This is a genomic window from Flavobacterium sp., from assembly GCF_965262375.1.
GTDB lineage: Bacteria > Bacteroidota > Bacteroidia > Flavobacteriales > Flavobacteriaceae > Flavobacterium.
Genome location: NZ_OZ253527.1, coordinates 1,506,316 through 1,528,470, shown reverse-complemented (window position 1 = coordinate 1,528,470; position 22,155 = coordinate 1,506,316). Strand labels below are relative to the sequence as shown.

Annotated in this window: 16 protein-coding genes and 3 tRNA genes; 3 read left to right on the top strand and 16 right to left on the bottom strand. The window is 29.1% G+C overall.

Annotation, left to right across the window (positions count from 1 at the left end):
- Positions 1 to 51: 51 nt before the first annotated feature.
- Genes ACQY29_RS07090 through ACQY29_RS07080 form a run of 3 tightly spaced genes read right to left on the bottom strand, consistent with a single transcriptional unit; the run spans position 52 to position 2,218 of the window.
- Positions 52 to 582 (bottom strand): hypothetical protein, encoded by a 531-nt coding sequence (locus ACQY29_RS07090; protein WP_428224533.1) that lies wholly within the window; start codon positions 580 to 582, stop codon positions 52 to 54.
- Entirely contained in the window at positions 579 to 1,739 is a 1,161-nt protein-coding gene (locus ACQY29_RS07085) for a hypothetical protein (RefSeq protein WP_428224532.1), read from the bottom strand. The genes ACQY29_RS07090 and ACQY29_RS07085 overlap by 4 nt, the downstream gene beginning before the upstream one ends.
- A gap of 14 nt (positions 1,740 to 1,753) precedes the next feature.
- Positions 1,754 to 2,218: a surface-adhesin E family protein gene (locus ACQY29_RS07080; protein ID WP_428224531.1), complete on the bottom strand. Its 465-nt coding sequence runs from the start codon at positions 2,216 to 2,218 to the stop codon at positions 1,754 to 1,756.
- 87 nt (positions 2,219 to 2,305) lie between these two features.
- Between ACQY29_RS07080 and ACQY29_RS07075 the strand changes: the two genes are divergently transcribed.
- Entirely contained in the window at positions 2,306 to 2,560 is a 255-nt protein-coding gene (locus ACQY29_RS07075; protein ID WP_428225884.1) for a helix-turn-helix domain-containing protein, read from the top strand.
- 117 nt (positions 2,561 to 2,677) lie between these two features.
- Here the strand turns inward: ACQY29_RS07075 and ACQY29_RS07070 are convergent, their stop codons facing one another.
- Positions 2,678 to 3,166 carry a JAB domain-containing protein gene (locus ACQY29_RS07070; protein WP_428224530.1) on the bottom strand — a complete coding sequence of 163 codons (489 nt, stop codon included), beginning with the start codon at positions 3,164 to 3,166 and terminating at the stop codon, positions 2,678 to 2,680.
- A gap of 16 nt (positions 3,167 to 3,182) precedes the next feature.
- The gene (locus ACQY29_RS07065) at positions 3,183 to 3,578 is read right to left on the bottom strand and encodes a hypothetical protein (RefSeq protein WP_428224529.1); all 396 of its coding nucleotides are present in this window, start codon (positions 3,576 to 3,578) and stop codon (positions 3,183 to 3,185) included.
- Between the two features lie 471 nt (positions 3,579 to 4,049).
- Here ACQY29_RS07065 and ACQY29_RS07060 point away from each other — a divergent pair, with 471 nt between their 5' ends.
- Together ACQY29_RS07060 and ACQY29_RS07055 are read left to right on the top strand one after the other, a co-directional pair.
- Complete coding sequence (locus tag ACQY29_RS07060) at positions 4,050 to 5,069, top strand: PD-(D/E)XK nuclease family protein (RefSeq protein WP_428224527.1); 1,020 nt, start codon at positions 4,050 to 4,052, stop codon at positions 5,067 to 5,069.
- Between the two features lies 1 nt (position 5,070).
- Positions 5,071 to 5,466: a group I intron-associated PD-(D/E)XK endonuclease gene (locus tag ACQY29_RS07055; protein WP_428224526.1), complete on the top strand. Its 396-nt coding sequence runs from the start codon at positions 5,071 to 5,073 to the stop codon at positions 5,464 to 5,466.
- Between the two features lie 15 nt (positions 5,467 to 5,481).
- Here the strand turns inward: ACQY29_RS07055 and ACQY29_RS07050 are convergent, their stop codons facing one another.
- The 11 genes from ACQY29_RS07050 to serA form a co-directional block, all read right to left on the bottom strand.
- On the bottom strand, positions 5,482 to 9,138 hold the full coding sequence (locus tag ACQY29_RS07050; protein WP_428224525.1) for a hypothetical protein: 3,657 nt from the start codon (positions 9,136 to 9,138) through the stop codon (positions 5,482 to 5,484).
- A gap of 101 nt (positions 9,139 to 9,239) precedes the next feature.
- The gene (locus ACQY29_RS07045) at positions 9,240 to 10,295 is read right to left on the bottom strand and encodes a DUF3871 family protein (RefSeq protein WP_428224524.1); all 1,056 of its coding nucleotides are present in this window, start codon (positions 10,293 to 10,295) and stop codon (positions 9,240 to 9,242) included.
- Complete coding sequence (locus ACQY29_RS07040) at positions 10,273 to 11,139, bottom strand: AAA family ATPase (protein WP_428224523.1); 867 nt, start codon at positions 11,137 to 11,139, stop codon at positions 10,273 to 10,275. The genes ACQY29_RS07045 and ACQY29_RS07040 overlap by 23 nt, the downstream gene beginning before the upstream one ends.
- A 182-nt stretch (positions 11,140 to 11,321) precedes the next feature.
- Entirely contained in the window at positions 11,322 to 13,889 is a 2,568-nt protein-coding gene (locus ACQY29_RS07035; RefSeq protein ID WP_428224522.1) for a DEAD/DEAH box helicase, read from the bottom strand.
- Between the two features lie 54 nt (positions 13,890 to 13,943).
- Positions 13,944 to 15,119, bottom strand: coding sequence for a site-specific integrase (locus ACQY29_RS07030; RefSeq protein WP_428225883.1), 1,176 nt, complete (start codon positions 15,117 to 15,119; stop codon positions 13,944 to 13,946).
- Positions 15,120 to 15,389: 270 nt separating this feature from the next.
- Positions 15,390 to 15,462: transfer RNA gene (locus ACQY29_RS07025), tRNA-Met, on the bottom strand.
- Between the two features lie 35 nt (positions 15,463 to 15,497).
- A tRNA-Met gene (locus tag ACQY29_RS07020) sits at positions 15,498 to 15,570 on the bottom strand.
- Positions 15,571 to 15,604: 34 nt separating this feature from the next.
- Positions 15,605 to 15,677, bottom strand: a tRNA-Met gene (locus ACQY29_RS07015).
- A gap of 85 nt (positions 15,678 to 15,762) precedes the next feature.
- Complete coding sequence (locus ACQY29_RS07010) at positions 15,763 to 16,884, bottom strand: histidine decarboxylase (RefSeq protein ID WP_428224521.1); 1,122 nt, start codon at positions 16,882 to 16,884, stop codon at positions 15,763 to 15,765.
- A gap of 191 nt (positions 16,885 to 17,075) precedes the next feature.
- Positions 17,076 to 19,994: an FAD-binding and (Fe-S)-binding domain-containing protein gene (locus tag ACQY29_RS07005; RefSeq protein ID WP_428224520.1), complete on the bottom strand. Its 2,919-nt coding sequence runs from the start codon at positions 19,992 to 19,994 to the stop codon at positions 17,076 to 17,078.
- Positions 19,995 to 20,259: 265 nt separating this feature from the next.
- Entirely contained in the window at positions 20,260 to 22,152 is a 1,893-nt protein-coding gene (gene serA / locus ACQY29_RS07000) for a phosphoglycerate dehydrogenase (RefSeq protein ID WP_428224519.1), read from the bottom strand.
- Between the last annotated feature and the right edge of the window lie 3 nt (positions 22,153 to 22,155).

The following is a 22,155-nucleotide window of genomic DNA, read 5'->3' as shown; positions in this document are numbered from 1 at the left end:
AAACCACCTTAAAGGTGGTATAAAATTTAATAATTGAATACAATTTAGTTTTTATAAGTCTTGAGGAAATTGACCATATAAATAGTTTTCTTGATTTAAGTTAATGAGATTTGCAAGTTCAATCAAGTTTTCAAAACCATCTATAGGCAATACATAAGGATTCTCTTTATAGATTTTAGACTCAAACGGTTTTATTCCTATTGGATTGCCTTTATCATATTCTATAAAACACCTACTATTATAATTGCTGTCATTTTTATGAATATTATAGTCAATATTAGAATGCCAATTCTCAAGCAGATTTTTATCATTTTTACAAAAGTGGTATTCATCAATATATTGCCTTAAATCTTTATCCTTATTTCTTAACATCAATAAACTTTTTAATGATTCATAGTAAAAACAAAATAACCTTTCAGTACTATATTTTACACTTGCAACTGATTTTTCTTTGACTTCTATTAGATGATATAAGTTCTTTTCAAGAAATTCTTTAGTTTCAAGGTAATCATCAAAATTTTTAGCTAACCAATCATTAATTTCTTCAATATTTTTGAATGCTATTGGTGTTTTTTTCTTCATTCTTTTTTTGTAATAAGGGAACTTCCAATAATTGAACCTATCAATAAAAAAATGAAATATAGAATTTCTGAATAATCAAAAGACTCTTTAGAAATAAATTTAACAACCAATGTTGAAACTAAAATAAATAAATAAAATGCTGTAAATAAGTACACTAATTTTTTATTAGGTACAATATAGCCACCAACATATGTAGTAGTCATACCTGCAATAAAACTACTTAAAGGTATATAAATTAAGTAGTAGCCAATTCCTTTTTCTTGTATAAGATTTGGGGAAATTTTACTAAATCCAATACTGAATATTGCAGAAAAAATAAAATCTGCAACAAAACCAGCTATAATTCCTAAAGGGATAAAAAGCAACCATCTTTTTAATTTAGAACTCATAATCCAAGAATAAATCATATTCTTCATAATATCATTGTTATTTGATGTTTTATTTTCAGAAAAAACACTACTGTTTTTTTTACTTTTAAAAATTTCTTTTCTTCCAACTTGATTTGAATTATCAATAAGAACTAATTCATTTTCATTAATGTTTTCAATTGTTGCATGCCATTGAAGGCTTTTTTCAGATGAAAATCTTTTGTACTCAAGGTAAATAGTGTTATTGACAATAGTAAAGTTTCCTTTATAATGATTGCCATTTTTGAATTGAAAACTAACATTAGATTGATTAAATGTATATTCCAATTCATCATTATACCAAGTCCCTTGAATTAAATAGATATTTGATGAAGTTAAATTTGAATTAATTTCTTCAATATTTTTATTAAAGGATTTATCTTTAAAACATTCATCCAATGCTTTTTTAATAGACAATTTATATTCCTTAAGTTTAAGATAGCTGCTATCATAAAACTCAATAAACTCTATTAAATCTGACCTGTTAAAAGCATTATCCTTGCATTCAAACCAAGTGTCAATTGCTGTAATCTCTTCACAACCATCACATAATGTTTCACATTCAATCTTGCAATTACAAAAAGATTCATAACTACTTATTTCATAGCAAATTGGACAAGTCTTAAAAAAATAATTCTTTGCTTTTTCATATAACTCTTTTTGATTTACAAATAATTGTTCAGTTTTATCAGTATTATAAAAATCATTTTCTTTAAACTGTTTTATAGCTGATTGTATTGATGTTTTCATATTGAATCATTATTTTAATCACAGGCTATTTTTGAAATCAAATCAGTTGTAGTTCCTGGTATTATAGAATTATCTTCTCCACTCAACTTAATAGATTTTATTAATTTACCATCAATTGAATATCTATGCTGTTCTAATAATCTAAAACTGCTTTCAGAGCAATCCATTTCTAAAAGTGTTAATAGTACTTCTTCACTTTTATCAATCCATTTTCCATTTTTACTTTTATATTTTTTGGCTGGAGTTATATCTTTTAGCCAAACTTTTTTTCCAAATGTAGAATTTGACACAACCTCTATAGCTCTAAATCCTTTATTTCCATCTTCTTCATACATTTCAACAAATACAAATCTATCTTGAACTATTTCTTTTTTTTCTTCAATAGTCAAATCAACTGTTTCTAAACCAATATCTGTAATGTCTTGGCTAAACATACTATTTGCTGATAATACCAGAAATAGGAATAAATATTTTTTCATTTTAATACGCTTTTAAATTAATTTTCAAATATATACATACTGTATCAAAAATGATAACAATATTTTTATCAAATATGACAACTTTTGATGCAAATAGCCCAAAAGTTGAACAAAAAGGAATTTCAAATTGCATTAGGCAAAAGAATCAAGGAATTGAGAGAAATTAAAAAAATCACTCAAACTGAACTTGGCTATAGATGTGAAATTGAAAGGTCTAATATGAACAGGATTGAAGCAGGAAACACTAATCCATCTGGTTATCTACTTTATAAAATTGCTCAAAAATTAGAAATTGAACTATCTGAACTATTACAATTTAAACCAAGAGTTAATAAGAAATAGCTATTAATACTAATCTACTTCTAAACTCCTGGTCTTAATTTTACTTGAAATTAGCTGTTTTTGTATTAGTTCACATTCACATAAAATCACAAATTTTCCCAATCTTATATATACAGTTTAGGAAAAAGTGTGATTTATAATATTTTCATTTTTAGCAAAACTATAATATTCATACTTGCTAATTATTAAATGGTCAAGTAAATGAATATCTAATAACTCACAAGCATTTTTTAATTTTTCAGTAATCTTTTTATCTGCTTCACTTGGCTTCATATTTCCACTTGGATGGTTATGTACCAGGATAATAGATGAAGCATTACATTTTAGAGCAACACTTAATATCACTCTAATATCTACAACAGTTCCAGCAATTCCTCCTTTAGATAATTCATAAATTCCTAATACACAATTGGCTCTGTTTAATAGAATTAATTTACATTCTTCTTGAAATTCTATAATATCTAAATCCCATTTGGAGATAATAAATTCATAAACTTCTTGACAAGTAGTAAGTTTAATTTTATCAGGTTTGTTGGTAGAATAGGTCACTTTAATTTCTGCTATTTCCATAAGAAAAAAACAATAGCCTACTATGCTGTTACACATAATAGGCTTATTACTATTAGTTTACTGGCTCATAATTATGTTTACCATTTTTTGAAAACACATCTACTGAAGGTGTAAAGTTTTCAAATATTGGTTTTTGACTTACAGCTACAGCTTGTTCTTGTGCATACTCATATCTATGAGTTAATACAACCATTTCTCCAGTTGCTTGGTCAACATATTCATAAGCATCACAAATTTCTTTTACAATTGTACCAGGCATTTGTGTACCAATAAGAGCTTTACAAGTCATTTCATCAAATGTACTTGATAGAAATGCTTTTCTTGCTGTTGCATAAAATTTACCTGTGGTTTGAGATTGAACCATTTCAATACCACTTTGAACTTCTAATACAAAAAATGATTTGCCATCTTCTGTATTTCTTTCTTTGTAATTAATAATTGTTACCATTTGGTTTGAGTTTGAGTTGAATTTTCTAATCTTCCTATTTGTTAATTATTTTTTCAGCTATCAACTTGAATTAATAATTAAGCATCTAATCAGATTAGCACAATGATTTTCATTGCTCACAATAAGTGAGGGTTTTTAAGTTGGCTGGCTTATGTAGAATAATTAAAAAGTTTGCTTTAAAATTCTTTGGATTTGAACTACTACCAGGATTTGAAAGAAATACATTTTGTTAGATTCCTGGTGCATTTCAACTTTGAACAGAATGAAGTTTGATTCCATTTTTGCAATAAAATTTACCTCTCAAAAAATTTGTCATTTATTATCCTGGTCAAAAAAATATCTTCTTAAACTTTTAGGCAGGGGGAGTTTGCTCTCAAAACAAGTGGGGGCTGTTTTGTTCTGGTAGTTTGTGTGTTCAAAATTTTTAAAAAAAATTTAAAAAAACTATCTTTAACCCATAACAGAAAATAAATGTTTTTAGACTTAATTAATCTTTACAACAAAAACAGCAACAGTAATAGAACTCCATTAGAAGATTTTAATACTGAATGCTTTGCTAATATTTTAAGATTATTTGAAATTGTCAAAAATGATTTCATTTATAATTTTCTTAAATTACCAGAAGATAAATATGTCATTAAAACCCAATTAAAAAAAGATTTACCAAATAACCCAAACTGTATTATTGATTTAGTTTTTATAGGAAATAAAAATATTTGTTTCATTGAAAATAAAGTTGAGTCTAATGAGGGTTATGAGCAGTTAAGTAGATACTCCAAAGTGTTGGATATTCATTTTAACAATTTAAACAAATATCTTTTTTATTGTACCAAATATACTGACCCAAAAAACAGAAACAAAGAATTTAGTAGTTATAATTTTAAACAATTCAAATGGTTTGAAATTGCAAAATTTTTAAAAAAATACAATAATGAAAATCCTATAATAAAAGATTATATATTATTTCTTAATCATTACAAAATGGCACAAGACAATACATTCAAAGTTGAAAATTTACTTACTTTGGAAAATATGATGAAAACTATTGAGATAGTTGAATTTCATGTAGATAATTGCAAATTTGAATTTAATAGTTTTTTTGGTTGTGAAAAATACAATTCAAATTTCAACTGGAATCAATTGAAAAATCACAATAGAATTAGTCATTATAACTCAGGTATTTTAATTTCACAATCAAAAAAATATTCAGAAGTATTATATGCAATAGAACTTGAAGATTTAACTTTATCTACACACATATATGTAAGCTCAGACCATGAACAATATGAACAATTTAAAGCTATTAATTTAGAGGACTCTCAATTAAAATGCAGAATTGAAAATTGGGGTTCTTCCATTTATATGAAAGAAGATTTAGGAAAATTTTTAAACAATGAAAATTCTGACAAATTAATTAAGGACTGGTTTTTAAAGAGTTTTGAAATTCTGAAAACTTTAATTTCAAATAATTCCCAATTAGATTGGAGATAAGATGGAAGATTTAAAATTAGAAAGAACTCAAACTGGTATCGCTGCTGAATATTATGTTGCAGGAGAATTATCAAGGTTAGGATATAATGTAACTTTTACATTTGGAAACACCAAGAGTATAGATTTACTTATTGAAAAAGATGATACTATTATTGCTATTCAAGTTAAAGGTATTCAAAGAACCAAATCAATATGTTGGAATTTAGATAAAACCAAAGTAAAAACTAACATTTATTATGTCCTGGTTAATTTACACATAGATAAACCATCTGAAAAACCTGAGTTTTTTGTATTAACCTCAAATGAAGCTTTAAATTTATTTACAAGTTCTCCAAAATTAGGTGATAAAAGAGCTGCTTTAGATTATAAAAAACTAAAAAGATTAGAAGTTTACTAGGATAAATGGAGTAAGTTATTTTAGTTTAGTATTTATTTTTATATACTTTTCAGTTTCCTTAATTGAAGAAATATAGCCAACATTCTTCAAGTTTTGTGCAAATTCCTTTTCAGTATTAGACTTTCCAATTTCAGGTCTTTTACCTTTCTTGGTTATTGTTGAAAAAGGTATTGGTAATAAACTTAGTAATTCTTCAATATTTACTATTGAAAAATCTTTAAAATAAATATTGAATATTTTCAATCTATTACTAATGTGTTTTGATTTTGAAAATAGAGATTTAATAAATTCATATTCTATTTCCACTTTAGAAGTACCAGATAATATTTCACATAATTTATCAGAAGTCTCAGTTTTTTCAAACATTAAACTTCTATCAACCTTTAAAATAACATCTATTTTTTGTTTTAAAGAAAATGAACTTGAATTTAAGATTAGTAATAAATCTTCATTATCTATCTCATATTTATCAAAATCAGTGATATAAGTTTGAGGTTTCTTGCAAAGCAAGTCAATATGTTGATTTGCAAAATGCTCTCTCAAAAGATTATAATTTTCAAGAGTAAGTGTTAAAATATTTTTCACAAGGTCTTTAGCTTTTGAAACTGACAAATCTTCAAATGCAAGTTTATCCCTTGTAAAACTTATGCTTTTTATAATGTTAGAATAAGACTCATCACTTATCTCATTGCACAATAAAATTTGCTCTCTAAATAAAGGATAATCTTCTTCTTTGCTATTGCTTATAATAGTTTTGGAAAGTTCTTCATAATTACTTTTATGATTCAAGAACTGAATCAAAGCCTCATCTAATTTTTTATTATTATCTTGAAAGTATCTATATAAGTTACTCCATATTGGTTTTACTTTAAATGCTCTTAAGAGAGTTTCTGGAACTCCAGCAACTTCAATAGAAGCAATATCAACTATTAATGTTTCTATTTTATTCACTAATCCAATAATATTTTTTGTTGTAATATTTTGATTGTTAAGTAGATTAATGAAATATGCTTCACTTTCTAATTTATTTTCTGGTAATTTCAGAATTATTTCAGAAACATAAAAATCAATTTTTTCTTCTATATAATTTTTTAATTCATCACATCCTGAAAGTTGAATTGTAGTATAATTTGCAGTTTCAATTTCAGAAACATCTTGTTCAAAATACTTTAAAATTGTAGAAATGTTTTTGTTATTTATTAAATATAAATTGTTGTTGTAAATGATTTCAAATAACTCTTTATTAACATTTGGATTTTCAATAATAATTAATTTCACATTTAGCTCTGTAATAATTTTTTCAATTTCATCTAATGGTTGGTCATTACCAATGAAACTTAAAAAATCATCTTTTGAGTTTATATATTCAACTAATTTAGAATGTTCACTTTGTATCTTAATATGTTCAATATGAGAATATTTGAATATTAATTTTAAATATTCATCTTTTTTCTCATCTGTAAATAAACTTTCCTCTTCAATATATTTCCAAAATCCTTTCCAATTTCCACATATTTTTTTAATAAACTCTTGGTGATTTTCTCCATTTTCTACATAACCTTTTATGAAATTAAATGTAGTTTCATTCCAGCTGGATAATAGTTTAAATATTGAATCAGTTCTATTAGAATGCTTTGATTTGTTTTTTAATAAGTAATCTAAAAGACTAAAGTTTAAAATTGTTTCTCTTTCAAATTCTTTGTCTGATATTTTTTTTATCAGATTATCTGGCTTATCTAATTTAAAATCAAATTCAGTACTCATCTGACTTTTTACATTTTGCAAAAATTCCCAATCTTTTTTTGTTATACTGCCTTCATGGAAATATGAAATATAATCATAGTAATTTTCATCTATATAACCATTTACTAATAGATAAGAAATAAGTTTTTTGTTTTTTATATCAATTGTTGAAAAGACACTTGACACACCTATGGTATTAAGAACTTTTTTTAATGACCAAGTTCTAATTTCATTTTTGTCATTGTTCAATTTTTCAATTTCTTGTTTCAAATTATTGATTTTATTCTCTTCCTTATCTAATATAAACTGCTCTCTTTCATCATAAGTGAAATCATCATTAACTGAATTTTCAATTTCTTCAAAAGAAAAATCAATTGTATTTTCATGTTTATAATTTAATGAGCCACTATGAAGTTGCAAATAAGTGTAATTTAACCTTGATTGATTTTTTAATAATTCAAAAGTTTCATCCTTAATTAAATTTCCAAAAGTATATTCAGAATTGTTTAATTTTATTGATAATGCTTCAGGTCTCTGCTTGATTAATTCTTGAATATATATTGCTCTTAATTCATTAACATCTTCAATCTTTTCATTTTCAATATCTTTTATTTGCTTTCTATAATCAAGTATAGATTTGTCAATATTAGCTATTTTCTCTTTTATATAATTTGGTTTATCTGTAATCAATTTGTAAATATTACCTTTCCCATTATGTAAATCTGCAAAATCATCAGGACATAAATTTTTATAAATAATCATAGCAAATAGATTATTTTGATTTAATTTTTTTCCTAAATTTTCTTTATAGAGGGAATATTCATTACAGATATTAATAAGCAATCTCATGTCTTCTATAAAAATTGAGACATCATCTATAAAATCTTCAGTTGGAATATTTTTTGAATTTAATTTTAAAAGTTTATTTTTTATAATCTCATTTGAATTGGAAGGGTTTATTATTGGTATTACTGGAATAATGAAATCAAAAAACTTGGTTCTTTCTTTGTCTTGAAACATATTGTCTCTAATTGCATATAAGAAAACTATTTTTCTTCCAATCTGTTTTGAACCATTTATTAAATTGTTCAACTCTCTTAACTTGGTAAATATCTCTGTATCATTAAATCTATCCAAATCTTCTATAACCACTGTGTCATACTTGGTTACCTCAAAAAAGTAAAGTATTTCATCTAAATGGTGATTTAGTATTGATTTGTCATTATTGTCTCCAATTTCTATATCAGCACTTTGAATGTTTAATTTATTAAGTTTTGAATTATTAAATATTCTAACAAGTTTGATACTAATATAATAAAAGCCTAATAGACTAATTACAAGTGATGAGTATTTAATAAATGAGTTTTTAAAAATTCCACTTATCTCAGAAAAATAACCTTCAACCACTTGGTGTTTAAAAAGATAGGCTATTGACAAGCCCCAAATTAAAAATAGAAAAGAATTAAACAAAACTTTCTTCTTGCTTATGTTTTTTATTCTTTTAAATCTTGAATCTGGTATATCATTATGTTTTTCTTTGTAAAAAATTTGTTGTAGAATACTTAATTCAATTAATCTGTTTAAATTTTCTTCACTTTCATCATTTTTAGTTTCAATATTATCTTTAAATGATGCCAAAGAAATATTTAGATAATTATACTCTTCATATTTTTTCTGAAATGTTTTTATTATACTGCTTTTGCCAGAACCATAAGTTCCTGTAAGTGCAATGTTTTTTATATTATCATTCAATAATGCTTCTTTTAAAGCACTAAAATAAATTTCTTTGTCAGTTGCATTATCAATAGGTGTTAAAGCATCAAAATTATTTGTTAGGCTTTTACTATTATTTTTTTCTATTTCAATGATTGATTTATTGATGTATAAATTAATCTTTTTCAGAATGTTATGTTTAAAACTCATTTTCATCAATTGTGATTTTTACAAAAATAGTAAATATAATTGTATAGAATTTTCAATAATTTTAACATTGATTAAAAAGCCCCAGCCCCTTTGGGGGCTGGAAACTTTCAACTCAAAAACCAATTGTAATCTCCATTACCAATCAGTGCTTTCTGAATACCATTTGTAAAATCATAGGCATTCACATTTCTATTTAGAAATGAATCTATATAAGAAGATTTATTAGCTTGTGTAAAGAGGTTATAAACATTCCAAAGGTTTATATCTCCTTGCTCATTTCTACAAAAGCTATCATCTTCAAAATAATCTTTCACAATGGTATTTATATGACCATCTGTAAAGTTTAAATTTGGGATTAATGTTTTTTCTTTTTTAGGCAAATGTTGGTATAATCTTGTTCTACCAATTAATTGAGCAAATTGAGTTTCTGTTAATGAATGTTTAGCAAACTCTTTCATTCCTAATAAATGTTTTTCTGCATTGTAATTTTGAATTACTTCAATTATTTTACTTTGCAATTCTTGATAAGAACTTACTTTCAAATCATCAACAAAACCATCACTCCAAACACATAAATTACAACAAACTTTATTTTGGAATCCAATAAAAAACTTGAATTTTTCAAATGTCTTTTTGTTATACAAATTTTCCAAATTGTAGCTTCTAACCCCACCAATTGTAAGGGCAATTTCATTGCCATTAATAGTATCAACAATACTTGGAATCCTAATAATAAAAGCCATTCTCTCAAAATATTGAGTTCTCTCATGGTCTAACAAATCTTTTACATTTTTATGTATTGCTTCTGGAGTTCTGCCTTTAATTTGATGACTTACTCTAATTTCAGGTTTCTCTAAAGTGTGATGTGGAAATACCTTTAAAACTGCTTCTTGTGCAATTTCTATAAATTCCTGGTGTGAAATTGTCCTTTCATTATCTTTACTGAATACTGGAATTACACAATCATTTTTTAAATTATATAAATTAATTTCTTGTGTATTGGCTTCAATAAAAGGTTTGTTTGGAAATTTTGAAATACCAGGAGTTATAACATTACTTGTTTGTAAAGAACCAGGATTTATAATGTTATTTGTTTCTTTTACAGGAATTAACCTGTATGAATCTTGATTAATTTTTGATTCAATGGTGAGTAGTGCTTCCATTTTTACTGAATGTTTTAGGGTTCAACAATAATTCTTTTGCATTGATAGTATCTTTTTGAATTTTAAAATCATATTCTAACAATTCCCTCCAATTACTATATTGGTTGTACAATGCTTTTAATTCTTCAAGATTTTTAGTGTTTTTAATCTTTTCTCTGGCATCTTGTAAATTTGTGCCACTATTACACCATTCTAATATTTTTTTGCCTGTAGAAGAGTTTATCATAAATTCTGGTTTACCCATAAATAAACCTGTTCTGTCTTTTGAGCTGACAGCAAAATGTTTAATATCTACATCAAATACAACAGTAAATTCATAATCCAATCCATCTCTTTGAACTGCCTTTAATCCTACTTTTTCAGGTATAAATTTGCCATCTTTCTGATTTAATACATAATCTTGTTTGGTTCTCATTGTAGCAATAACATGAGCATCACATTGCAGAATTTTATCCATAAATGCTTTTTCCAAAGGTTTAATTTTTGCCCAATTGGTAAATGAGTTTCCTGCTAATGAAGAATGATAATCTAATAGATAATCCCAACAATGACTTATGCTATCAATAATAATAACTTCTATACCTGCTTTTTCACATACATCAATTGCCTTAATGTAATTGTCTGGTGTGAATGGTGGAGTTAAGGTAAGTACATTATAATTTCCCAAATGAGCATAAAGGTCAGCACTACCATTTTCAGAATCAATAATGGCAACTTTACTTAAATCTCCATTTGTTAATCCTTGAGCAAGTAGTAAACTGCTAAAAGTTTTGCCACTTCCTGCACTGCCTTGAAGAGCCATTTTTATCTTGGCTTTTCTTCTTTCTGATTGTCTTAATTGCATAGTTTAATATTTTTAAATTGATTAATATTTTAGATTCCTGGTTTATACAAAACAAAAAACCAACCTCATTTGATTGAGATTGGTTTTTAGAAATTATTTAATAAGAAGTTTTGATTTCAAAAGTGACACTTTTTGTATTTGTATATATTATAAAAACAAAAAGTGTTACTTTTAAACAACTATTAGTTCAAAAGAGAATTTAAGGATTCTTGATAACTTTCAAAACTTTCATATCCTTCTGGCAAATTTTCATAAAGTTCATTCATAAATTCAGAATTAAAATCAGAGGGAATTAATAAATTTATTACTCTGTTAGGTTCGGGTAATTGTTTTATATTATTAATTGGTTTTACACGCTCTAATTTATTATTTATAGATTTTTTTGGATAACTTTTTAATTCTGGAATTTCAAACAAGTCTTCTAATAAAATTTTATAAAATGATTCTACATTTTTTTCTAAAGTTGAATCAACAAAATTTCTTTTAAAATTAAAAACTTCATTTTTGATTAACTCATCATTTTCAACAAGCAGGTTAATTGTTTCACTAATCAAAACTATATCAGAAACATTAAAGAAGTCTTTAATTGGTTTTACAGGTAAATAATAATAATGAGAATGTTCTTTTCCTCTTGTTGATTGTGCAATACTATTGATAAGTTTATCTCTAAAATAGGATAAGTTTTGAAATGCTTTAATGTTATTAATTTCATTAAAATTAGCTTCACTTAAATCTATAGTATTTGCAATTGAGATGCAATCTAAAAAGTAACTACTTCTTGTATATTCTAAATCTGTTTCTCTTTTTGTTACATCTGTATCATAATAATAGTTATTCCAAAAATAACTAATTCCACAAAATCTTAATAATTGATTTTCAAAGATTTTGTTTGTATATGGCTTTACAGAAGTCCAATCATTGCTATTTCTCCTTTTATACTTTATATGAAATTGAGTATATATTTCTTTTCTTATTTCAGAATAAAACATATTGAAATTAGCAATTGAAGTCATATTATTATAGTAATTTTCATCAAAATACTTATTCATATAACTCATTAGTTTAGTTTGAATACTATCTTCTACAAAAAACAGAGTTGTTTTTAGAGTTACTTCAGTAAGATTACAATTTATAAATTGATTTGTAAAAGCACAATATGTAACATAAGCTGCAATATCTTTTCCAAAGAATTTATAAGTATTTGCCAAATAGATTTCTCCTTTGTTTAACTTAAATTGGTCATAAGTTGGGAATTTTAATAAAGACAAATTTGTTCTATCTAAATTTTCAACATAATTAATCTCAGATATTAAATTTTCTTTTAATTTGTTAGTGTAAAAATCTTCAATAAGTTCATTTTGATTATTAACTGGAAGATAACTTACTCGTACTATATCTTTTCCAAATATATCTTTGTCTTTAAAATCATTGATTTTTAAATACCATTTTTTATATTCATTTATTTGAACATCAGTCATTCCAGCATTTATCAATGAATCAAAATCAAACTTGTCAGGTTTTGGCAAAATAATATGTATTTCTCCTTTATTTCTTTGCCTTGCTAATGCTTGAATAACACTATTTATTCCATTTGAAAAAATTCCATACTTATTTTTAAAAATTGATATTGTTGCTCTTGGTGGCAGAATTATAATAAAAGTGTGATTTGGTTTTTTTATACTTACACCAGTTTTAAAGTTTGTACCCACATTACATTTTGCATTATCATATCTGTTTTTTGCAGGTTCATTCAACATTCTTTGATTACTAACTAAAGGTGAAGTACAATCATTAATTTCATCAAATCTATCTTTTAATTTTTTACCTATACCTACTTTATCTTCAATTATACTTTTTGCTAATTTTTTGGAGTAGGATAAAATATCAATATTCCTGTTTCTTTTTAAAGCATTATTTACTACAGAAACTAATTCTTTTGTGTTCTCTGTAAAATCATGTTCAGAACTAAAATGTAAATGTAAGCTACTCTGCTTTGCTGGGAATCTTCTTCTTACAGATTCAATTATAAAAATATTTCTATCAGTAAGTTCAGCTAAATATTCAATAACTAATGTAGAAGCTTCATTAAAAGTTGCACTAATAATAAAGTTCTTTTGTATTACATCTTTCCATTTCCAAAGATTGAAAATATACTCCTCTTTGAAGTTTTGAATAGCATCATGGATTTCATCATAAATAAAAAACACTTTACTATTTTCCATTTGACACTTTCCAACTAAATCATTTAAATACTCTCTTTTTATTTCAGAATTTTTAAAAGCATCTTCACCAGGATTTCCAATTAAAGAATTAACAGTTACTATTTGTATTCTTTTATCAAGATATGGAGTATTGTTTCTGCCTAAATTTGAATAATCAAATATTTCATCAGAAGGTATTTCAGTATCTGTTTCAATATCATTTGCATATTGCTCAATTAAACTTACAAAAGGTGCAGCTATAATTATTAAGCTATTTGGAAATTCATTATAAATTTTTTCAACAGTCTTTATTATAGCATATGATTTACCATAACCTACAGGGGCATTTATTACAGTTGTATCTCTTGTATCTAAATGAATATGATTTATTAGATTTTCATAAATAAATCCTGCTTCATTAGGTTGAATTATAACTTTAGGAGAAACATTAAATCCATTAGAATTTTCATTATTAATCTTAAAATCACTTGGATTTATTTCTTTAAACTCAATTGGAAAATCTTGAAAATGTATATTTGGCAAATCCATAATTTAAAAATAACTATGTTGCAAAAATACTACAACACAGTTATTTATAAAGTATCATTTATCCAACTTTCTACTTAAAGTTGATATTTGCTCACTCACTTTTTTCTGTACAACTTTAGCATAATGTTCTTGAGTAGTTGATATTTTAGAATGTCCCAACAACTCTGAAACAATTTCCATAGGAACATCATTATAAAGCAATACAGTTGTTGCAAATGTTTTTCTTGCAATATGATGAGTCAGCTTCTTTTCAATGCCTATTATTTCAGCTATTTCTTTGATATAAGAATTGAATTTTTGATTGCTTATAATTGGTAATATATTTTTAGATTCCTGGTATTTTTCAATTATTGAAATGGCTTTTGGAAGCAATGGAACTGAAAATTGTTTTTTGGTTTTCTGCCTGTACATATCAATCCAAAATTTATCATCAAACTTTTTTACAATATGCTTTTTGGTTAAAGTAGCCATTTCTTGATAAGGTAAACCTGTATAACAACAGAATACAAACAAATCCCTCACTTGGTCTAATCTTGGCTGTGAGAAGATGTGATTTTCCAACTTAAACAATTCTTCTGTGGTTAAATAAGTTACATTATTAATCACTTTTTTGGGTTTGTAAAGTAAGAATGGGTCTGTAAATAGAAATCCTTCTGCAATAGCCAATTTGATAATTTTTCTAATCCTTTGAATGCTCTTGTTTATTGTAATCTGCTTAAATGATTTCTTGGTTTTTAGATAGTAATCAAAATCCTGTAAAAATTTAAAAGTAATATCATCAAGCAAAATATTTTTCTTTTTGTACTGGTGCATTAGAAAATCTTCAATGTGCTGTTTTGCTTCAGTAAACTTGGAATAGGTAGATTTAGTATATTCAATCCCTACAAGTGCATTCATTTTAGTATTGTGCATTGTAAATACTTCCATTAAGGTTTTGGCTTGTTTTACATCTTCCCCTTTGTATTTGAAGTAGATGTCTTCTGCATCAAACTGTTCTTTCTGAACTTGTAAAAATAAAAAAGCCTGATTAATTTCTTGTTTAATCAGGCTCAATTGAGTGTTTATTTGTTGATGTTCTGTATCTGATGGAATAGCTTTTTGTAATGTATTATTCCAAAATTCTGGTTTTATAAATATCCCAGTAGCAAAAGGTTTTCTCATTCCCAAATATGTAATTCTACAAACTATTGGAACTAACCCTTTTTTATTTATCCTGGTAGCAGAAATCACAAACAATATTTTTATTGGCTGTGTTATCATTAGTATTTATGTTAATTAGAAAAAAATAGTTGCAACCCAAGAAATATTGTCATGCAACCCAAATGTTAGCCTTTTTGCAACCCAAGGTTAAAAAAATTGCAACCTAAAAGTTAGCCTATTGCAACCCAAAAAATTTAAACTATGAAAATGTAATAGAGAAGTATATTTTAAGCAAACCCTTGAATTAATAGGCAATTACAAGGCATAAAAAAAGCCCCACATTTCTGTGAAGCTTCTTAGTAGCGGGAACAGGACTCGAACCTGTGACCTTCGGGTTATGAGCCCGACGAGCTGCCTACTGCTCTATCCCGCGCTGTGCGATTTGTATTTTCAGTTTAATAAACTTAGTAGCGGGAACAGGACTCGAACCTGTGACCTTCGGGTTATGAGCCCGACGAGCTGCCTACTGCTCTATCCCGCGCTGTGCGATTTGTATTTTCAGTTTTTCAACTTAGTAGCGGGAACAGGACTCGAACCTGTGACCTTCGGGTTATGAGCCCGACGAGCTGCCTACTGCTCTATCCCGCGCTGTTTCGAGTGCAAATATACGGCGGTTTTTTACATCTGCAACACTTTTTTCATCTTTTTATTTTTTTTATCGCTAACGTTCTCATTACTGAGGAGTTGTAGCCATAACATCTGAGACAAATTCATCAATTTGTTCCTTAGTTACATTAGGCATACAGATAATATGCGAAAATCCTTTCTCGGTAGCTAATTGCCATTTTGCACAAACTTCTACAGCTGGCGATGGAAAAACCACTGTTATTGCATTTGTATTTCGCCAAGCTTTCACCCCTATCTCATTTAAACGACTTTCGGTATATGAAGCAACTTCCAAACTATGCTGTGCGCGATTTGCAAATCCATCAACCCCTAATTTTTTTATAGCATACCATAAAAACAAAGGGCTATGACCGTTTCTTGAGCCTGTAATAGTCGCATCCGAAGAACCAATATAGGCAATCTTTCGGGCAATACGGTCACGATTTTCCTTTTTTACTACTACAACACCAGAAGGCATTGGCGAACCAATAAATTTATGCCCACTAACAGAAATACTATCACAACCATCCACAAAATCAAAAGCAGGACGAGGCTTTACAAATGGCGCAAAACCACCAGCCAAAGCCGCATCAGCATGCACATAACATTTCTCTATAGCCATATCCGCAACCAATTGCTTAATTCTAGGAATATCATCTTTCGCTTCAGTCATAGTCGTTCCTATGTTAGCAACCACCACTACTGGACGATGACGATTGTAACGAATGGCTTCTTTCAAATCATTATAGTCAATCTCGCCATTTTCTTGCGAACGTACTATAACATATTCCATATTTAACAAAGTCACATTCTTTTGAATACTGTAATGTGTATCCTCTGAAAAATACACCATCGCATTTGGATATAATTCGCGAGCAACATACAAACCATACAAATTACCTTCTGAACCTCCATTTGTCACATATCCCCAAACATTTTCAGGATTTGCACGAAATAATTCAGCAAAAAAATGCACTACTTCTCTTTCCATTTCACGTGAATCAACTTGATAAGTAGATTTCACAAAAGGATCCCCCAAATTATTCATTGGGAATTGCAAGAAAGGTAACAACTCAGAATAATCAAAATCTTTAGAAACAGGATATCCCAAAAAATACTTTGTTCTATCCGCTACTTGTAATAATAATTGTTGTAATTGTTGTGAAACTTCTAGATTAGCGTTACTCATTATTTTATTTTTTTTGACAAATGTATAATTTGTAGCTTTAATTTCATACAAATCAACATTATTTAGAATAAAAAACTATTCAAAAATACAAAAACAAACAAATTCTCAAAAAAAACAATATTACTTTAACAGAAAAACAAAAAGGAATCCCAAAAAATGAGATTCCTTAAAATATTATTCAACACAGTATATTATTTCAATGCCTGATACAATATTTCCACAGGATGTTGTGCTTCTCTACCCGTTCCATCTGCAATTTGATGACGACAACTGGTTCCTGATGCTGAAATCAAAGTAGACTGTTCTTCTTGACGGATGGCTGGAAACAATACCAATTCCCCTATTTTCATAGAAATATCGTAATGCTCTTTTTCATACCCAAAAGAACCCGCCATACCACAACAACCACTTGGAATATTTAGTACTGTATAATTTTTAGGCAAGGACAAAATTTGTTTCAATGGCACTAAAGATGACAAGGCTTTTTGAAAACAATGCCCATGCATACGCACACGTTCTTCCTTATCTGTGAATGAATCCGAAGAAATTTTTCCTTTTTCTACTTCTTGCGCTAAAAATTCCTCTATTAAAAACACTCTATTTACCAAAGATTTTGCTTGATTTTGCAATTCGCCACGACACAACTGAGGATATTCGTCGCGGAACGTCAAAATAGCAGAAGGTTCAATCCCTATCAATACGGCTGTTTCAGGCAACAAACTGGTTAATTTAGCAATGTTTTTCTCTGCAATTTCTCGAGCTTCCTTCACCATACCTTTAGATAGATAGGTTCGACCACTAATACCTATGGCTGGCATATTAACTTTATAGCCTAATCGATTTAACAACTTTACCGCCGTTTGTCCAATGGTTACATCAAAGAAATTTAAAAATTCATCATTATACAAATACACTTCTCCATTTTGGAAATTTCCTTCTTGCTGATAGCCTTTAAACCATTTTTCAAAAGTTACTTTATGCATCGTTGGCAAGCTTCGTTCCACGGCAAAACCAGTAGCTTTTTTCACTAAATTCCCCAACAAACCTTTAGTAGAAAGATTGTATAAAAAAGGAACACTTTCAAACAATTTATTTACTTTTGGTGTATGCCCAATCAATTTAGAACGGAATTTTACACCATTTTTATCGTGATATTGCTGTAAGGCTTCAGCTTTTAATTTAGCCATATCAACATTAGAAGGGCACTCTGACTTACACCCTTTACAACTCAAACACAAATCCAACACGTCCAAGATTTCCTCATGATCAAACGGATTGGCTTTAGCAGAATTTGTTATGGTTTCACGTAAAATATTAGCGCGTGCGCGAGTGGTATGCTTCTCATCACGGGTAGCCATATAACTAGGACACATGGTCCCACCACTTTTCTCGGTTTTACGACAATCCCCTGAACCGTTACACATTTCTGCCGAACGTACAAAACCATTCAAATCCGAGAAATCAAAATAGGTTTCAGGCATAGGCGTAACTTGCCCAGCCGTATAGCGTAACGAAGTATCCATCGGAGGCGTATTGACAATTTTACCTGGATTGAAAACCCCCCAAGGGTCCCAAGTATTTTTAACCTCAATAAACATTTGATAAATTTCTTCACCTAACATCATCGGGATAAATTCACCACGCAAACGACCATCACCATGTTCACCACTCAATGAGCCTTTGTATTTTTTTACTAAATGCGCAATATCTGTAGCAATCGTACGGAACATAGCCGTACCTTCTTCTGTTTTTAAATCAATTATAGGACGCAAGTGTAATTCTCCCGTAGCGGCATGAGCATAATGCACACAAAACAATCCGCGACTTTCTAACACTTGGTTAAAATCTTCAATAAAATCAGGTAAATCTTCAACCGCCACCGCCGTGTCTTCAATCACGGCTACGGCTTTTGCATCACCAGGAATATTGGACAACAAGCCCAACCCTGCCTTTCTAAGATTCCACACTTTATTCGTATCCTCGCCATACACAATTGGGAAATGATACCCCAAGCCCGCCGCTCGCATTTGTGCTTCCATCTTTTGAGCTGCTTCTTCGATTTCTTCTAGTGTATCTCTTAAAAATTCAACCACCAAAATAGCTTTAGGGTCGCCCTGCACGAAGAAACGGTTTTTGCTTTGCTCAATATTTTCTTTAGTACAATCCAAAATATAATGGTCGATTAACTCCACACTATCTGGATTATATTCTAATGCAATTAAATTAGCCTTCAAAGAAGCATTGATGCTATCGCAGTGCACACACACCAAACCCGCTTTAGGTTTTAAGGCCTCCACTAAGTTTAACTTGATTTCGGTAGCAAAGAACAAAGTTCCTTCCGAACCCGCAATCAGCTTACAGAAATTAAATTTTTCTTCGAAAGCTCCAAAAGGCTCTGTATCACCCAATAAATCCAAAGCGTACCCCGTATTTCTACGTGGAATGGATTTTTTCGGATAATTATCTTCTATCAATTGACGATTTTTCGCATCGGTCAAAATCGTTTTAGCTTGCAGGTAAATTTGTTGTTCCAACGGACTCACCACATTTACGCCTTGGCATTTATCTTCAAATTCTTGAGGAGTCAAAGCACCAAAAGTAACTTCATTTCCATCGGCTAAAAAACCTTTGATTTCCAACAAATGGTCACGAGTAGAACCATACACCACCGAGCGAGCACCACAAGCATTGTTTCCAACCATACCCCCTATCATACAACGATTGCTCGTTGAGGTTTCTGGGCCAAAGAATAAACCAAAACTCTTAAGATGCAAATTCAACTCATCGCGAATCACCCCTGGTTGTACCCAAGCACTTTTTTCTTCTTTATTAACCGTAAGTATAGCGGTAAATTCTTGCGAAATATCGACTACAATCCCTTGCCCAACCACTTGTCCTGCCAAAGAAGTACCTGCGGCACGCGGTATCACACTTAATTTATGTTCACGAGCAAAATCAATAATTTTCTTGATATCAGCTTTGGTTTTAGGCACCGCCACAGCCATTGGCATTTCTTTATATGCACTGGCATCTGTAGCATACAAGGTACGCATAGTGTGGTCATGATGCAATTTTCCTTCAATGGATTGCGCTAAAACTTCTAAATTCATTTTAAATATTTTTTACTTTGAATCTGGTTCAAAAAAACAGATTCATATATTAGTAACAACCGTTTTAATATTTTTTAAAACAATTGTATGTTGTTATTTTTTTCAACATTAAGAAATTAAATCAGTTAAGACATATTAATAACAAAAACTTAAAAAACTTAATCTCTTAATGGTTTATCAACACATTCAACAAAAAGCTCCGTATTTATTTAAAAAATGTTAGTACCATAACTACCTACATCTTTAAATCATTCACTATTTTTTCTTAATACAAAATACGATAACGTATAGTATTCGGAATCGATTTTAATTGTTTTTCCAACTCAGGGTCATAAAAACTATCCACATCGGTAATCACATACCCTATCTGCTCGTTGGTTTTCAAATATTGCCCTAAAATATTACAATTGGCATTAGACAAAATAGTATTTATCTGTGCCAAAATTCCTTTTACATTTTCATGGATGTGCATAATACGGTGCGCATTTTCAAATTCCGGCAATTGAATTTCTGGTAAATTCACACTACCAAAAGTGGTTCCCGTATTGATGTATTGAATAATTTTGCGAGACACATAATTACCAATATCATGCTGCGCTTCCTCGGTGCTTCCTCCAATATGTGGAGTCAAAATCACATTATCTCTACCACATAACGCCGAAACAAAAGCCTCATCGTTATTTTTTGGTTCATGCGGAAACACATCCACAGCTGCGCCACGAATTTTACCATTATCCAAATGAGCTATAAAAGCATCCATATCTACAATATGACCGCGCGACAAATTTAAGAAGACTACGCCATTTTTCATCACACGAAATGCATTTGCATCTATCAATTTTTCATTACTTTCTCTCCCATCCACATGAAGCGAAACCACATCAGCCACCGCTAACAATTCGTGCAACGAAGCGCATTTTTTAGCATTTCCTAAGGCCAACTTATCTACTACATCGTAAAAATACACCTGCATCCCCAAGGCTTCTGCTAAAATAGACAATTGCGAGCCAATGCTTCCATACCCCACAATCCCAAGTTTTTTACCACGAATTTCCACACTTCCATTAGCCGACTTATCCCAAACGCCTTGATGCATTTTTTGACTTTTTTCAAAAGTAGCACGCATGAGCATAATCATTTCGCCAATGGCTAATTCCACTACCGAGCGTGTATTGCTATAAGGCGCATTGAAAACCGCTATCCCTTTTTCGCTACACACTTGCAAATCTACCTGATTCGTACCTATACAAAATGTTCCTATGGCATGCAATTTATGCGCATGTTCTAAAACTTTAGCAGTTACCATCGTTTTTGAACGAATTCCTAAAATAGAAACCTCTTTTATCTGCTCAGACAATTCCTCTTCGGATAACGAGCCTTTCAAACTAGTTACCTGATAGCCTTCACGTTCAAACTGCGCAACCGCATCTGGATGAACATTTTCTAACAGCAATACTTGAATTCTATTTTTAGGATACGACACCGAAGCTTTAACAGACAAATCATATAAAATTTCATCTAAAGAAGGGGCTACTTTTTCTGCTAAATCAAGTACCACTTGACGTCTTACATTTTCGGTAAAAGCATAAAATTTAGAAACCACGCCGTATTGAAGCGTTTCATAATCGGTATATCCATCGCCTATCATGATGACTTCTCCTTTCAAGTTAAGCGATTGTATTTTTAACGCTTTCCCTTTATTTTCGCACAATTCATCCTTTTCGTCAAAACCCACAATATTTCCTTGATGGTCAAAAACAAAAGTATTTGCTAATACATTTTCTGGCTTTATCCCAAATTCCTGAACAATAGGAACAATAATTTCTTTAAATCCATTTGAAATGATATACACATCATCGGCATGCTTTTTAAAGAAATTTTTATTTCGTATAACCGAACTTGAAATTTTATTTTTCAAACAACGTATCAATTGCTCTAAATGGTCGCGATGAGCTTGTAGTAGTTGGATGCGCTGCTGCAGTGATTCTTTCAAGGAGAGTTTTCCTTCCATCCCTTGATTGGTTATTTCCTGTATGGCATTCAAAATTGTTTTAGCCGTTGGAGATTCCCCGTGAACCAGCGTGCATAATTCGTCTAGTGCTTCTACCTGTATAAAAGTACTATCAAAATCAAAGATAAATTTTTTAGTTGCGGTCATAGT